Annotated in this window: 10 protein-coding genes; 6 read left to right on the forward strand and 4 right to left on the reverse strand. The window is 56.6% G+C overall.

Annotated features, from left to right (window positions below; genetic code table 11):
• Positions 1-82: 82 nt before the first annotated feature.
• The 3 genes from infA to aat all read right to left on the reverse strand — a co-directional run bounded on the left by infA (position 83) and on the right by aat (position 1,974).
• Entirely contained in the window at positions 83-301 is a 219-nt protein-coding gene (gene infA / locus JI62_RS16175) for a translation initiation factor IF-1 (protein ID WP_007111068.1), read from the reverse strand.
• A gap of 131 nt (positions 302-432) precedes the next feature.
• On the reverse strand, positions 433-1,167 hold the full coding sequence (locus JI62_RS16180; RefSeq protein ID WP_088701122.1) for an arginyltransferase: 735 nt from the start codon (positions 1,165-1,167) through the stop codon (positions 433-435).
• Between the two features lie 60 nt (positions 1,168-1,227).
• The gene (aat, locus tag JI62_RS16185) at positions 1,228-1,974 is read right to left on the reverse strand and encodes a leucyl/phenylalanyl-tRNA--protein transferase (protein WP_088701123.1); all 747 of its coding nucleotides are present in this window, start codon (positions 1,972-1,974) and stop codon (positions 1,228-1,230) included.
• A 131-nt stretch (positions 1,975-2,105) separates the two neighbouring features.
• Between aat and JI62_RS16190 the strand changes: the two genes are divergently transcribed.
• Both JI62_RS16190 and lolA read left to right on the forward strand, forming a co-directional pair.
• Entirely contained in the window at positions 2,106-5,330 is a 3,225-nt protein-coding gene (locus tag JI62_RS16190; protein ID WP_088701124.1) for a DNA translocase FtsK, read from the forward strand.
• Positions 5,331-5,509: 179 nt separating this feature from the next.
• Positions 5,510-6,175 carry an outer membrane lipoprotein chaperone LolA gene (lolA, locus tag JI62_RS16195; protein WP_088701125.1) on the forward strand — a complete coding sequence of 222 codons (666 nt, stop codon included), beginning with the start codon at positions 5,510-5,512 and terminating at the stop codon, positions 6,173-6,175.
• An 82-nt stretch (positions 6,176-6,257) separates the two neighbouring features.
• On the opposite strand, the gene JI62_RS16200 is transcribed toward lolA, so the two are convergent.
• The gene (locus JI62_RS16200) at positions 6,258-7,592 is read right to left on the reverse strand and encodes a replication-associated recombination protein A (RefSeq protein WP_088701126.1); all 1,335 of its coding nucleotides are present in this window, start codon (positions 7,590-7,592) and stop codon (positions 6,258-6,260) included.
• Positions 7,593-7,818: 226 nt separating this feature from the next.
• On the opposite strand from JI62_RS16200, the gene JI62_RS16205 reads away from it, so the two are divergent.
• The 4 genes from JI62_RS16205 to JI62_RS16220 all read left to right on the forward strand — a co-directional run bounded on the left by JI62_RS16205 (position 7,819) and on the right by JI62_RS16220 (position 15,459).
• Positions 7,819-8,364: a hemerythrin domain-containing protein gene (locus tag JI62_RS16205; RefSeq protein ID WP_088701127.1), complete on the forward strand. Its 546-nt coding sequence runs from the start codon at positions 7,819-7,821 to the stop codon at positions 8,362-8,364.
• Between the two features lie 102 nt (positions 8,365-8,466).
• A complete protein-coding gene (locus tag JI62_RS16210; protein ID WP_088701128.1) occupies positions 8,467-9,318 on the forward strand; it encodes a glutamate racemase in 852 nt (283 codons plus the stop codon).
• Between the two features lie 46 nt (positions 9,319-9,364).
• Positions 9,365-10,477, forward strand: coding sequence for a tRNA (uridine(54)-C5)-methyltransferase TrmA (trmA, locus tag JI62_RS16215; RefSeq protein WP_088701129.1), 1,113 nt, complete (start codon positions 9,365-9,367; stop codon positions 10,475-10,477).
• Between the two features lie 158 nt (positions 10,478-10,635).
• Positions 10,636-15,459: an NAD-glutamate dehydrogenase gene (locus JI62_RS16220; RefSeq protein WP_088701130.1), complete on the forward strand. Its 4,824-nt coding sequence runs from the start codon at positions 10,636-10,638 to the stop codon at positions 15,457-15,459.
• The last annotated feature ends 150 nt before the right edge of the window (positions 15,460-15,609 follow it).

The raw sequence follows: 15,609 nt of genomic DNA on the forward strand, positions 1-15,609 counted from the left end.
ATCTAATTACATAAAAACGCAGCGCCCTGTCCTTGACGGGGCGTTGTCGTTCTTAGTCAGCCGTCATCAACCCGCTGAGGGCTTAGCGCGAACGGTATACGATGCGGCCTTTGGACAGGTCGTAAGGTGTTAGCTCTACTTTTACCTTGTCGCCGGTCAGAATGCGGATATAGTTTTTGCGCATTTTGCCAGAGATGTGAGCGGTAACGACGTGACCGTTTTCCAGCTCAACCCGAAACATGGTGTTCGGAAGGGTATCGACGATAACGCCTTCCATTTCAATATGATCTTCGCGTGCCATATAGGCATGTCCTCACTTATGAGTTAGTGATGTAATAACCGGTCAATATTTGAGTGCCGCTAGGTGGGCGCTCAAGAAACAGCGCTGTATTGTGCCGTAAGCCCGCCGTCAAGGCAAAAAAGCTCGTGGGTTTAGCGAATTAACGGCCGCCAGTGGCGCCCATCGAGGATTTCCAACGGCGCAAAAGCCTGCTTGTAGCGCATCTTACGGCACTCTTCGATCCAATACCCTAAATAAAGGTGCGGCAGCGCTTTTTCCCGGCTGAGTTCAATAAGCTGTAGAATAGCAAAAGTGCCTAGTGAACGTTTATCCAGTGCCTCGCTAACGGCAAAAAAGGTATAGATTGCCGAGAGTCCATGCTCCAACTGGTCAAAGGCAGCGACACCAACCAGTTCGTCGTCGAGATACATCTCCATCAGATGGGCATAAGGCTCATCTAGGGTGAGAAAGGTGCGGTACTGCTCGCGACTGGGGGGGTACATATCGCCGTCGGCATGGCGCTGGCGAATATAGTTAGCGTAAAGCGAGTAGTGACTGGATGCAAAGTGAGCAGGCACAACACGTACGCGGATGTCGGCATTGCGGCGCCAGATTTTACGCTGAGTGCGGTTAGCCGCAAACTGTTCAACCGGAATGCGCACCGAACGGCAGGCGTTGCAGCCCTCACAGTGAGGGCGGTAAAGGTGTCGCCCACTGCGACGAAACCCTAACAAGGCCAGCGAGTCATAGACACCCGGGACGGGCGACTCCTGAGGGTCGAGAAACAGCGTTGTCGCTTCCCTGCCGGGTAAATAGCTACAGGCATGCGGCACGGTAAGGAAGAAACGTAGATCCCGTACCGGCCGACGCGGAGTGTTACTACTCACGGCCTGCCTCCTATGTAAAAAATGGTTGGAACAGAATAAGTTCGTCACTATGGTTCATTACTACGCATTACCCTCGGTGGCAATCGCCTTAAGCCAGAGTGATGCAGGAACAGTGGGTGTTTCAGTGGATGACGCGCTAAACGTAAATGCCTTATCGGGTAACCAGTTTTTAAGATAGTTGATGAATGCTTCGCGGGCGACTGTAATAGCGCCCAGGCTCGCTAGATGGGGTGTATGCATTTGGCAGTCGATGAGTTTGCCGCCATTCTCACGCATTGCGCTGGCGAGGTGGGCCAGGGCCACCTTTGAGGCATCCGGGGCGCGGGAGAACATTGACTCACCAAAAAATACCGGCCCCATGGCGACGCCGTAAAGGCCACCCACTAATTGCCCGTGTTGATGGACTTCAATGCTATGGGCAATGCCCAGGTCGTGCAGCAGGCAGTAGGCATCGCGCATTTCGTCGGTGATCCAGGTGCCATTGTCTTCACCACGCGGAGCGGCGCAGGCCTGTATCACCTGGTCGAAGTGTTGATCCAGGGTGATATGAAAGCCACCATGGCGTAATCGTTTGGTGAGGCTACGGCGCTGCTTAAATTGCTCAGGTAGGAGTATCATGCGCGGATCTGGGCTCCACCACAGAATGGGGTCGTCGTCGCTGAACCAGGGGAATATGCCCTGCCGGTAGGCTTCGACCAGCCAAACGGGGGAGAGCTCTCCACCCGCGGCCAGCAGGCCATTGGGGGAGTCCAGTGCCGCCTGAGTAGGTGGAAAGTTAGGATGTGGCGAGGAAAGCCAAGGTAGCATTACTTGCTCCTGTTACGACGTTCTTGTACTGAGCGCTTTACAATAGCCTCTGTGACGGCGGAAGGATGCTCGGTATCATGCAAACTCGCAAGTGGATTAAAGACGCCATTGAGGTGTAAAGGGAGAGTCGCTTGAAAGTGAATAAAGCAGTCAACAAGCGAACGCAGCGTAGCGCGCGTCAAACACCATCATCGGCTTCATCTGCGCGCGTTAGCGCCGCAAAGGATAAGGCTCGTCGTTTTGGCCTGCGCTTACAAGGCTCCGTGCGCGAAGGCGTCGTGGTGATTCTGCTGGCGCTGTGTGTTTTCTTATTATTAGCATTGTTTAGTTACCAACCTGCTGATCCCGGCTGGTCGTATCAGGGCCCTGAGACAGAAGTAGGTAACTGGATGGGGCAAGTGGGCGCCTGGCTGGCCGATGTCCTCTATTCTCTATTGGGCGCCAGTGCTTTGTGGTGGCCGGGTATGTTCGGCTTTGCCGCCTGGTGGCTGATTCGCTCACGCCAGGTGCGTTTTGAGCTCGACCCGGTGGCCATAGCGGTACACGCGGGCGGCTTGGTGCTGCTTATTTTCGGTACCACCATGCTGGGAGCGCTGCACTTCTATCACCCAGACAGTATTCTCCCTTATGCCTCCGGCGGTATTTTGGGCGAAGGCCTGGTCGGGGCATTAAGGCCCCTGGTGGGTAGTGGTGGCGTTGGCTTGATTGCTGCGGCGCTCATTTTAAGCGGCTTTCCTCTGTTTAGTGGTATGTCATGGCTGCAGGTGGCCGATGAGCTCGGCAAGCGTCTATGTCGCCTGGGCAGCTGGTTGTCGGCACGTCGGCAAACACGCCGTATGCGCGCCGCTCAGCGTGCGGCTGCTAAAGCCGCTAAGAAGTCTACGCCCAAGCCCCACGTCCCTGAACCTGACACTACGGCGCCAGTAGCGCCTGAGGCTGCACCTGCTGAGACGCAGCCTGCGGCAGAGCCGGTAGGTAAAAGCCCCAGTGGTCGCGAACGCCGTGAGCCAGGCTTCTCTGTGCCACTTTCCAGCAGTGAGGCGAGCAGCGCTTCAGACACGACGCCTTCAAATAGCCGCGAGACAACGGATACCTCGATTCCCTGGGAAGCCGCGGCGTTTTCGAGCAATAAGCACGTGCCTGCTAAAACCCCCGCGCCTATCTCATCGACACCTACTGCGGAGCCGACGGTTACAGCCCCGCCATTGACGCCAGCGGCAAAAACCACAGAAGAGAAGGACGCTGCGGCACCGCCCGCGCCGCGGGAAAACGCTTTTGTCCAGGCTGAGATAACGTCGAAAGCGCCCGAGGTGCAAACACCTGCGTCGGATGATGAGCCTCAGGAAGCCGAAACTTCCTTCCCGCTGCGCGCGACTCGGGAGGAGACGTCCCCGGCACCTGCCACGAGTAACTTCTTTGTCCGCGACGAGCCGCTCGCCGAGAAAGAGCCTGTTCACGCCGCGCCCGATGAACGTCGCAGTGAGCCATCACTCACCGCTGACCCCAGCAGCCAAGCTGAACCACGTGTCGGTGAGCCACATATCGGTGAAGCTGAGGCCGCCTGGAGCCCAGAGCGCGTCACCGCGCCTGAGCCTTTGCGTAAACCTGAACGTGTCGCCGAGGTGGTTCCTGAGCCCGTTTGGGACGATGAAGAAATGGACGATGAGCTGTATGCGCAGGAGCGTGATAGCGAAGCGCGCTCAATTTCACCCATGCCACCCCCAGCAGCGCGCCAGGAACCCAGCTTCACGCCCGAAGAGAGCGCCCCAGAAGCCGATGAAGGCCCCGCGTTATGGACCGTGGAGCATTTGCAGAGCCAGCGGCCAGCCTTTGAAACGCTTGATGAGCCCGAAGGCGAGGTGCCAAGCCTGCAGTTGCTGACACCCGCAGAGCCGCATCAGCCCAACTATAGTGACGAACAGTTAGCGGATATGGCTGAGCTGCTTGAAGTGCGACTGCGCGAATACGGCGTCAAAGCGGAAGTGGTGGATACCTGGCCTGGGCCGGTAATCACCCGCTTTGAGATTAAGCCCGCTGCGGGCGTCAAGGTCTCTAAAATCAGCAACCTTGCCAAAGACCTGGCGCGCTCACTGATGGTGAAGAGCGTGCGGGTGGTCGAGGTGATTCCTGGGCGCCCTACGGTGGGGATTGAAATTCCCAACCCCAATCGCGCCATGATCCGCCTGCGCGAAGTCATCGACTCCGATCGTTACCAGCAGGAGACGTCACCGCTGACCATGGCGTTAGGCCAAGATATTGGCGGCAGCCCGGTGGTCGCCAACCTGGGTAAAATGCCGCACTTGTTAGTGGCCGGTACCACCGGATCGGGTAAGTCGGTGGGCGTTAACGCCATGCTGATCTCGATGCTGCTCAAAGCCAAACCCAGCGAGTTAAAGCTGATCATGGTCGACCCGAAAATGTTGGAGCTTTCGGTGTATGACGGCATTCCTCATCTGCTGGCACCCGTAGTTACCGATATGAAAGAGGCGGCCAACAGCCTGCGCTGGTGTGTGGCCGAGATGGAACGCCGCTACAAGCTAATGGCAGCCATGGGGGTGCGTAACATCGCTGGCTTCAATGGCCGCTTGGATGAAGCGGAGCGCGCTGGTGCTCAAGTGGCAGACCCGCTCTGGGAGCCGCAGCCCTGGGAAGTGCACCAGCCCCATCCCGTGTTGGAGAAACTGCCCTACATCGTCGTGGTGATCGACGAGTTTGCCGATATGTTTATGATCGTCGGCAAAAAGGTCGAAGAGCTGATTGCGCGCTTGGCACAAAAGGCCCGTGCCGCGGGTATCCATTTGATTTTGGCGACTCAGCGCCCCTCGGTGGACGTGGTGACGGGCTTGATCAAAGCCAACATTCCATCAAGGATGGCGTTTCAGGTCTCATCCAGAATTGATTCGCGCACCATTCTTGACCAGGGCGGTGCTGAGAGCCTGCTGGGCCATGGCGATATGCTCTATCTGCCCGCGGGCTCAGGGCCGCCTAACCGCATCCACGGTGCCTTCGTGGACGATGACGAAGTGCACCGGGTGGTCGATGACTGGAAGCGCCGTGGTTCTCCCGAGTATATCGAGGAGATTCTCTCTGGTGGTGTCTCTGCCGATGCCTTAACCGGCCTTGAGGCTGAAGGCGTGGATGGCGACGATGCGGAGCAGGACGCACTCTACGATGAGGCCGTTCAGTTCGTCACTGAAACGCGCAAAGCCTCGATTTCCGCCGTGCAGCGGCGCTTTAAAATTGGCTATAACCGGGCTGCTCGCCTGGTTGAGGCCATGGAGGGCGCCGGTGTAGTGACCTCTATGGGCTCAAACGGTGCCCGTGAAGTGCTTGCGCCGCCCCCGGTGGGGCACTAACCGCGCACAATTATGCAATAAGCGTGGAAGTAGCGCCGCAGGTGAAACCCTGCGGCGTTTTTCGCGTCTTAACGACACATGGACGGTTAAGCCGACCTCACTGCCTAATGTTTGAGCAATAGTTTTGAGCAGCAGTTTTGAACAACAGTTATTTGGCAACGGTTGCCTAGGGAGATCATATGCGCGATACGCAAACAAAACGTCCGTCATCAATCGGTGCGCCACAACTGGCCTTTGCGGCCAGCGCCTTGGGGTTAACATTTGGTGCTCCCGCTTGGGCAGAGGATGCTGCTGAACGTTTGACCGAGCGGTTGGATCCGCTTGAGCGCTATCAAGCAAATTTTGAGCAGCAAATCCTGGATGGCAGCGGCGAACGGCTGCAGAGCGCGCGTGGCGAGATGTGGTTGTCCCGCCCGGGTATGCTGCGTTGGGAGGTGGAGGCACCTTATAGTCAAACCGTGGTCTCCGACGGCGATGATGTGTATATGTACGATCCCGATCTTGAGCAGGTCACCGTTCAAGAGATGGATGATCGAGTAACCCATACACCTGCATTATTGCTGTCGGGAAGCGCAAACGATTTAACCGAAAGCTATGAGGTGTTCTACGAGCAGGAAGGGGGAGAAGATGTCTTTACTCTGGTGCCCATCTCTGCGGATACGCTGTTTGAAGAGTTGAGCATGGTCTTTGAAGGCGAAACGTTAACCGAACTATGGATGATGGACAGCACTGGCCAGCGCACCTCGATTACCTTTAGCAACATTACCCTCAATGGCGATATCGCCCGGGACATGTTTGATTTTGAGATCCCTGAAGGTGCCGATGTAATTCGTGAAGAGCTGTAGGGGTTAATCGTGAAGAGTGAGGGGGTGGAGCGTGGAGTGCTCCTAGTTTAGTAGACTGCCACTGCTTTAAACATCAGGCGCCTTAGGGCGCCTGATCTGCTTCCTGGTCAAGGTTTTCCCGCCAAGCCATGATTTCCCCAAAGCGCTTCTCCTGACCGATGGTGCTCGGCTTGAAAAAGTCGGCCTTAGGCAGCTCTTCAGGCCAGCAGTCGTGGGCGCTGCCCGCTGGATAGCCGTCTGGTTCGTTGTGCGCATAACGATAGCCTTCGCCATGACCCAACTGCTCCATCAGCTTAGTGGGCGCGTTGCGCAGGTAAGTGGGTACTTCCACCTGGGGCTGCTGGCGCACATACTGTTTGGCTTCACTCCAGGCTCGGTCTATTCGGTTGCTTTTGGGCGCCACTGCCAAGTGGATCGCCGCATGGGCAATCGCCCGTTGGCCTTCGTAATCACCCAAACGCAGATAGGCATCCCACGCCGCAATCACCAGCGGTAGGGCGCGGGGATCGGCATTGCCGACATCCTCTGAGGCAATCGCGGTCAGCCTGCGTACCACGTCAAGCGGGTCACCGCCGCCCTGGATAAAGCGGGCCATATACAGCAAGGCCGCATTAGGGCGTGAAGAGCGTATCGACTTATGAATCGCCGAAAGCAGGTCGTAATAGGCATCGCCCTGCTTATCGAAGGCGCTAGCCTGATGGCCGATCACATCGGCAAGCACTTCTTTATGCAGCACTTCGCGATCCGCTTCCTGAGTAGCGAAATCGCAGGCGGTTTCCAGTAATCCCAACGCCCGACGTGCATCGCCAGCGCTGGCGCGGGCCAGTGCAGTTAATACGTCGTCATCCACCTGAATATCACGCTTGCCCAGCCCTCGCTCTTCGTCGCTGAGCGCTTGGCGCATCACCGTGATCAGCTCTTCCTGGGTGAGCGATTTCAGCACGTAAACCCGCGCACGGGAGAGGAGCGCCGAATTGACTTCGAAGGAGGGGTTTTCGGTGGTAGCGCCAATCAGCGTCAACAGTCCCGACTCCACATGGGGCAGCAAAGCGTCCTGTTGACTCTTGTTCAGGCGGTGAATCTCATCTAAAAAGAGAATAACCGTGGAGGACATTTGTTGGGCGCGCTCCACCACGGCGCGAATCTCTTTTACGCCAGCCATAACCGCGCTGAGGTGTTCTAGATGCGCTTGGGAAGCTCTGGCTAACAGCTCAGCCAGCGTGGTTTTGCCAACCCCTGGTGGCCCCCATAAAATCATTGAGCGCACTACGCCCGATTCCGCCATGCGACGGAGAGGTTTATCTGGCCCCACCAGTGCCTGTTGGCCGACGTAATCCTCCAGCTGGCGTGGACGCATACGAAAGGCTAAGGGGGCATCGTCAGCGGGTATTGCCTGAGCGCTATCGAAAAGATCCATGTAAGCTTCCGTTATAAATCAGTATGTTGAGCAACAAATTGTCAACAAATATGGGTGGTAAATCGCGTCTTGGCGAACTACCTTTGGCGTAACCTATCAGAAAGATACACTTGCTAGGATAACGCTAGAGGGGCATTGTTTATGATAACCCCACGCGCTTATGATCGCATGCCGTCAATCATCCAGGCTTCGACGGTAGGCATGACATAATAAAGGAGACAGTTCGATGTTAAACCAACTGCGTCTAGATCATGCCAACATGGCGAGATTACTCCATGTCCTGCAGCTTAAGCAGAAAACCCTGGCCCAAGGTGAGCGGCCCAACTTTCAGCTTATGCGCGAGGTCGTTGACTATATTTTGTCCTATATGGATGGTTTTGCAGCCCCTCTGGAACGCGTCTGCGTGGAGCGATTGCAAACCCAGGCCCCAGAGCATATTGCCCTTACCGAGCAGATGGCTAATGACTATCGTGAGTTAAAGCCGCGCTTACTGCGCTTATCCAACGACATTGACATGGTGTTGATGGATAACATCATTCCGATGGATCGTTTTGCCGATGACTTAAAAGATTATTTGGAAGCGCATCGTGCCTATTTGCGTCACGAACGCGAGGGGTTGTTCCCGCTGATTGACGAGCATTTTAGCGAGGAAGATATGGAAGAGCTGCGTCAGGCGCTCCCCGAAGGCGCAGAGAAAGAGCTGGAGCGCCTACAGGACGCTTATCCCGAGCTCTACGCCGAACTGCGTGGGGCTGACGTGCCCGTGGTATAGCGCTAGCGGATATCCGGCTGTAACGGGGTCATCAATAAAATGACGGAGCATGCTAAAATAGCGGCTCCGTTTTTTTCAGGCAGAGCCATGATAGGCAGAGTCATGAAAGGCCCCGTGTTAATTTTTGATTCCGGTGTCGGCGGCCTGTCGGTGGCGCAGTCGCTGCGCCAACACTACCCTGATGCTGCCCTGTGCTATGCCTGCGACAACGCTTGGTTGCCCTATGGGCTGCGCGAAGATGCAGCTCTGACCGAACGTATTGTGGCAGTGTGTCGTTCCGCTGTGGAAGCGTGTCAGCCGAGTGTTCTGGTCGTCGCCTGCAATACCGCGAGTACCCTGGCACTGGAAAATTTACGCGAGCAGTTAGCGATCCCTGTCGTGGGTACGGTGCCCGCTATCAAACCTGCCGCAGCGATTAGCCAGACACGCCATATTGGACTGTTAGCCACCAAGGCTACGGTAGGGCGCCCCTACACCCAGCGCTTGATTGAGAATTTTGCCAGCGACTGTGTCATTACCCGCGTCGCTGCCGATGCCTTAGTGGTTGAAGCGGAAGCATATCTGGCTGGTGTCACCCCCAATATTGATCGTATGCAGGTGGCGCTGGCGCCGTTATGGCACGCCGTTGCACCTCCATCGTCTGCGCATTGTTTATCGTCTGATCATCAGGCGCTGGATACCCCAGAGCTAGATGCCCCACAGCTAGATACAGTGGTACTGGGCTGTACTCATTTCCCGCTGTTAAAGCCTTGGCTGACGCAGCTTGCCCCCGTGCCGCTACATTGGGTCGACTCCGGTGATGCTATTGCCCGGCGGGTTGGGCAAGTTGTCGCTGAGCTAAACAGCGATCATCAGGATGGCCGCTGCTTTACCACTGCCCCTGCTGCCAACCTGACCGCTGGCTTAGCCCGCTATGGGTTTAAGGCGTCCCAATTGCTTAATGTGGGCGACTGAACACTATTGACTACTATTGCTGATCGAATTATTCAAAGGAGCAGCCTTGGCTATCCCCGTTGTAGAACCTGAACGCTATGCTGAGCAGTTAGCCGCCAAACGCGACTACCTGGAAAGTACCTTTGCCGCTTTTCAGCCACCGGCGTTAGAGGTGTTTGAATCGCCGCCGGGCTACTACCGTCAGCGCTGCGAGTTTCGCATATGGCATGAAGAGGATGACCTCTTCTACGCTATGTTCGAGGTAGACCCTGAGAACCCGAAGAACAAGCGAGTGATTCGGTTAGATCAGTACGCAGTCGCCAGTGAACGAATCAATCAACTGATGCCGCAGTTGCGTGAGGCCTGCCTGCGCTCTGACGAGCTGCGTCGGCGGCTGTTCCAGGTGGAGTTTTTAACCACGCTATCGGGGGAGGCGCTGGTAACGCTGATTTACCACCGTCCATTAGGCGAGGGGTGGGAGCGCGAAGCCCGTGCTCTGGAAGTTGAGCTAGGCATTATGATTATTGGCCGCTCCCGCAAGCAGCGCATCGTGCTGAGCCGTGATCACGTATGGGAGCGCCTTGAAGTAGACGGTCGTACGCTGCACTACCAGCAGGTAGAAAACAGCTTTACCCAGCCCAATGCCCACATCTGCCAAAAAATGCTCAGTTGGGCGCGGGAAGTGACCGCTGGTCATCAACAGGCGGATCTGGTCGAACTCTACTGCGGTAACGGCAATTTCACCATTGCCCTGGCGGATAACTTCCGCCGCGTACTGGCCACCGAAATCTCTCGCACCTCGGTGGCCAGTGCCAACGTCAACCTGGAAGCTAATGGGGTAACCAACGCCCAGATTGGGCGCATGTCAGCCGAGGAGTTTTCTCAGGCGCTGAAGGGCGAAAAAGCCGGGCGGCGCGTGGCGGAAATGGCCTTGGATGAGTACGATTTTTCTACCGTGCTGGTTGATCCGCCGCGTGCCGGTTTAGACGCGCAGAGCTGTGAGCAACTCAGCGAGTACGCTCAGATCGTCTATATTTCATGCAATCCAGCCACGTTAGCTGAAAACTTGACCATACTGACCAACACTCATCGGATAGAGCGCTTTGCGCTATTTGACCAGTTTCCGTTTACCGACCACTGTGAGTGTGGGGTGCTGTTGAAGCGGCGGGTGGTCGAGTAAGTATACGACCTAATGCGTAAACGGTATGTGCCATGAACAACACGTCAGGTGATTAGGGACGCGACGATAGGTAGCGTAAGCTAGCCGTTATGTTGGCCTAAAGGCCTATTGTCCTTCGTTTTTTGGCCGTTTAATGGCCCAGGCAGTCGAGGTGATGGATGCACTACGTTGCGATTGAAGAGAGTCGGCAAGATCTTTTGAAGCAGCTCCATGAGCGGTTAAATGCGCGGTTAGACCCCGCTCGCGCTGCTACTGTGGATGCTTTTGCTCGGCACTTTTATGCCACCGTGCCGGTGGAAGACCTAGTGGATCGTCGCCTGGACGATCTGTATGGCGCAACGCTGTCGGTCTGGCAGTTTTTGCAGCATCATGACCCGCGAAGCCCCAAAGTACGGGTATTTAATCCAGATTTTGAAGAGCATGGCTGGCAGTCGACGCATACCTTTGTCGCCGTTCTCCACGAAGATATGCCGTTTTTGGTCGACTCGGTGCGTATCGAGCTCAACCGCCGCGGCTTGACCGTGCACGCTATTCAAAACGCCGTGCTGGCGGTCGCCCGTGATGAGCGCCATCAGTTACAGGCGCTGGCCTCGCCCAGGGCAGAAAACGCGCCAGAAGCGCGCGAGTCGCTCATTGTCATCGAAGTAGACCGGCACACTGATGTGGCGTTGCTGGAAAAAATCGAAAGCAATCTAAATGACGTGCTTCGCGATGTACGTACCGCCGTGGGTGATTTCGACGCCATGTGTTCGCAAATCACCGCATCGATTCAAGAACTCGAGAAAAACTGCCCGCCGCAGATTGACCCAGATGACCACGAAGAGGCGATTGCCTTTTTGGAGTGGATGCTCAAGGATAACTTTACGTTCCTGGGCTATGACGAGTATCTGCTCGAAGGTGGCGAGTTAAAGCGTGACGCGGATAGCGTGCTGGGCGTGTTCCGCCTGGATCAGCCGCGCTACTGCGAGCGGATTCGCACCGAGGAGGGGGTGGATGAACATAACGACTATGTGCTGGTGCCTCAGCTACTGTCGTTTGCCAAAAGCGCCCACCACTCCCGGGTACACCGCCCTACCTACCCTGACTACATCACCGTTGACCGTTACGACGATGACGGCAATGTAATTGGTGAGCGGCGCTTCTTTGGGTTGTTTACCTCCACGGTGTATAACGAGTCACCGCGTAATATTCCGCTGCTGCGCCGCAAGCTCAAAGCCGTCATGGATATCGCTGGGTTTAATCCCCAGGGCCACAACGGCAAGCAGCTGTTACAGGTGCTGGAAGTCTACCCCCGGGATGATCTGTTCCAGATCGATACCGAGTCACTGGCCAGCACTGCGCTGGGCATTCTCAATATCCGCGAGCGCCGCCAGGTGCGGCTGTTTATCCGCGCCGATATCAGCGGCAAATTCTACTCCTGCCTGGTATTTGTTCCCCGTGACGTGTTCTCCACAGATCTGCGTCAGCGGATTCAAAACGTGCTGTGCGACGAGTTAGACGCTCACTTTGGCGACTTCAATACCTATTTATCCGAGTCGGTGCTGGCGCGTATTCAGTTGATTCTGCGCTTTAATGGCGATGCGCCCAGCGACTACGACCTCAAACGTTTGGAAAGCAAAGTGGCACGGTTGGCGCGCAGTTGGCGCGATGAGCTGCAGAGCGCCATGATCGAAGGCTTCGGTGAAGAGCGCGCCAACAACCTGATGGATCAGTTCCGCGAGGCGTTCTCGGCCAGCTACCGTGAAGACTTCTCCGCCCGCACTGCGGTATTTGATGTTCAGCACCTGCTGACACTGGATAGCGAGAACGACCTCTCGCTGTCGCTCTATCGGCCACTAGAAGAGCAGGGCGGTGGCGTTAACCTGAAGCTGTTCCACCGTGAATCGCAGATACCGCTCTCTGACGTGCTGCCGATGATGGAGAATCTCGGCCTGCGCGTGATCGGTGAGCGCCCCTACGATATTAACGCTCCTGAACAGCGCTACTGGATTCACGATTTCGAGCTTGAGCACAGCGGCGCGGATGTCAGCCTGGGCGATATGCGCGATGTATTCACGGAAGCCTTCAAACGTATCTGGAGTGGCGAAGCCGATAACGATGCGTTTAACCGACTGATTATCGGCGCGGGGCTGGACTGGCGAGAAGTGGCCATGCTGCGCGGCTATGCCCGCTATCTCAAACAGATCCGCTTCGGCATGTCCCAGGATTACATTGCAGCTACGCTGGCCAACTATCCTGCCATTACCCGCGAGCTGGTTGAGCTATTCCGCCTGCGCTTTGATCCTGAGCAGCAGAACCACGCCACCGACGAGTGCATCACGAGCTTAAATGAGCGCTTGGAAGGCGTCGCCAGCCTTAACGATGACCAGCTGCTACGCCGCTTTATGGAGCTGATCCTCGCCACCCTACGTACCAACTACTACCAGCTGGCAGAGGGTGGGCGCTTTAAGGATTACATCGCCTATAAGCTGGAGCCTTCAAAGGTCACCGGCATGCCCAAGCCGCGGCCCATGTTTGAGATTTTTGTCTGCTCTCCCCGGGTGGAAGGTGTCCACCTGCGTGGCGGCAAAGTGGCCCGTGGTGGCCTGCGCTGGTCGGATCGGTTTGAAGATTACCGCACCGAAGTGTTGGGGCTGGTGAAAGCGCAGCAGGTGAAGAACGCCGTTATCGTGCCAGTGGGCGCTAAAGGTGGCTTTGTCTGTAAACGCATGCCGGAAAATGCTAGCCGCGACGTCGTCCAGAAAGAGGGTATTGCCTGCTACCAGATCTTTATCCGTGCGCTGCTGGATGTCACCGATAACCTGGTGGGGGGCGATGTTGTGCCGCCGGAAAATGTTGTCCGCCATGATGAGGACGACGCTTACCTCGTCGTAGCCGCCGACAAGGGCACTGCTACCTTCTCGGATATCGCCAACGAGATTTCCATTGAGTATGGGCACTGGCTGGGCGATGCCTTTGCCTCTGGCGGTGCCAACGGCTACGACCATAAAAAAATGGGTATCACCGCACGGGGTGCCTGGGAGTCGGTTAAACGCCACTTTAAAAATCTCGATGTGGATACCCAGCGCGATCTGTTTAGCGTGGTGGGAATCGGTGATATGGCCGGTGATGTCTTCGGCAACGGCATGCTGCTTTCCGACAAGATCCAACTGGTGGGTGCCTTCAATCACCTGCATATCTTTGTCGATCCCAACCCGGATGCAGAGGCGTCGTTTGCCGAGCGCAAGCGGTTGTTCGCTCTGCCGCGCTCCAGCTGGGAAGACTACAGCCAGGAACTGATCTCCTCCGGTGGCGGCATCTTTAGCCGTAGCGCCAAGTCGATTGCCATCACGCCTGAGATGCAGCAGGTCTTTGGAATCAAGGAGGAGCGCCTGTCGCCTAATGAACTGATCCGCGCCATGCTCAAATCCAAGGTGGACTTGATCTGGAACGGCGGTATCGGTACCTACGTGAAGGGCTCTGACGAAACCGACGCCGATGTGGGCGACAAAGCCAACGACACCCTGCGCATCAACGGCAACGACTTGAACTGCAGGGTGGTCGGCGAGGGCGGCAACCTTGGCTTGACCCAGCGCGGACGTATGGAAGCCGCCGCCAAAGGAGTGCGCGTCTACACTGACTTTATTGACAACGCGGGCGGGGTGAACTGCTCAGACCACGAGGTCAATATCAAGATCTTGATCGATGAAGTGGTCAAGCGCGGCGACATGACCGACAAGCAGCGCAATCAGCTGCTGGCGGAAATGACCGATGAGGTGGGCGATCTGGTTATTCTGGATAACTACCGTCAAAGCCAGGCGCTGGATCTGTCGGCCATCCTTTCCGATCATTCGATGGGCCCTTACCGCCGATTTATCAGCGAGCTGGAGGCATCCGGACAAATTGACCGAGAGCTGGAGTTCCTGCCCACCGATGATGTGCTAAAAGAGCGCGCCAGCAACGCTCAAGGCATGCGCCTGCCGGAGCTATCGGTGCTGATCTCCTACGCCAAGAGCACCCTGAAAGGCGACTTGATCACCTCGGATGTGCCGGACGATCACTATATTCATCGGCATCTTGAGCGGCTGTTCCCATCAGTGCTGGTGGAGCGCTTTAAAGACGAGATGTACGAGCACCGTCTTAAGCGCGAAATCGTCGCCACTCAGGTAGCGAATGATCTGGTTGATCACATGGGTATCGTCTTTGTACGCCGCCTGATGGACTCTACCGGAGCGGGACGTGCCGACATTGCCCGAGCCTACATCGTGGCCCGTGACAGCTTTAACTTGCCTAGCCTCTGGGCGCAGATCGAAGCCCTCGATAATCAGGTGCCCAACCGCATTCAGTACTCGATGATGCTCGATCTGATGCGCTTGATACGTCGTGCCACACGCTGGTTTGTGCGTCAGCACCTGGGGCTCTCGACCCAGGACACCATTGAGTACTTTGCTCCCCGCCTGGCGCAGTTGCAGGAAGGCATAGGTGAGCTACTCAGTGGTGAAGAGCTTAGCGCCTGGGATAGCCGCCGTGACGAGCTGCTGGAAGCGGGGGTGCCCGAGGCCCTGGCGTCGACTGTCGCGGCGTCATCGAGCCTTTACGCCGGGCTGGGTATTATCCAAGCGGCGCGCCTGACCAATGAAAAACCCCAGCGGGTAGCGGAAGTGCTGTACGAAATTGGCAGCCGCCTTGAACTGCCGTGGATGATTCAGCAGGTAACCCAGCTGGAAGTGCGCGACGCTTGGCAGGCTCAAGCGCGGGAAACCTTCCGTGACGATATCGAGCGTCAGCAGCTTGCGCTGACCACCAGCGTGCTGAAGCTCGACGCGGGAAGCCGTGATACCCAAGAGCGGGTGGCGCAGTGGCTGGATCTGCACGCCGACCTGCACCGCCGTTGGTGCCGTCTTATTGAAGAGGTGCGCGGTGGCAGTGAGGGTGGCTTTGCCCTCTTCGCCGTTGCGGTGCGCGAGCTGGTAGACCTTGCCGAGAGCGATAGCGAAGCGTAAACGCTTTTCCAGCCGTTCGTGTCATCAACACCGCACCCCGTGCTTCTCGGGGTGCGGTGTTCTCGTTTTTGGTCAACCTGCCTGTGACAAACCTGTCTGCGATTGAGGTCGGGTTTGCGCTATACTATGCGCCGCCCGCTAAGCCAACCG

It is taken from the genome of Halomonas campaniensis (assembly GCF_002211105.1).
Taxonomy (GTDB): Bacteria; Pseudomonadota; Gammaproteobacteria; order Pseudomonadales; family Halomonadaceae; genus Vreelandella; species Vreelandella campaniensis_A.

What these genes read in the sequence shown, in the direction of transcription:
- JI62_RS16200 (WP_088701126.1), bottom strand. Translation starts at nt 7,592, where the DNA reads ATGGATCTTTTCGATAGCGCTCAGGCAATACCCGCTGACGATGCCCCC.
- infA (WP_007111068.1), bottom strand. Translation starts at nt 301, where the DNA reads ATGGCACGCGAAGATCATATTGAAATGGAAGGCGTTATCGTCGATACC.
- JI62_RS16220 (WP_088701130.1), top strand. Translation starts at nt 10,636, where the DNA reads ATGCACTACGTTGCGATTGAAGAGAGTCGGCAAGATCTTTTGAAGCAG.
- JI62_RS16210 (WP_088701128.1), top strand. Translation starts at nt 8,467, where the DNA reads ATGAAAGGCCCCGTGTTAATTTTTGATTCCGGTGTCGGCGGCCTGTCG.
- lolA (WP_088701125.1), top strand. Translation starts at nt 5,510, where the DNA reads ATGCGCGATACGCAAACAAAACGTCCGTCATCAATCGGTGCGCCACAA.
- JI62_RS16205 (WP_088701127.1), top strand. Translation starts at nt 7,819, where the DNA reads ATGTTAAACCAACTGCGTCTAGATCATGCCAACATGGCGAGATTACTC.
- aat (WP_088701123.1), bottom strand. Translation starts at nt 1,974, where the DNA reads ATGCTACCTTGGCTTTCCTCGCCACATCCTAACTTTCCACCTACTCAG.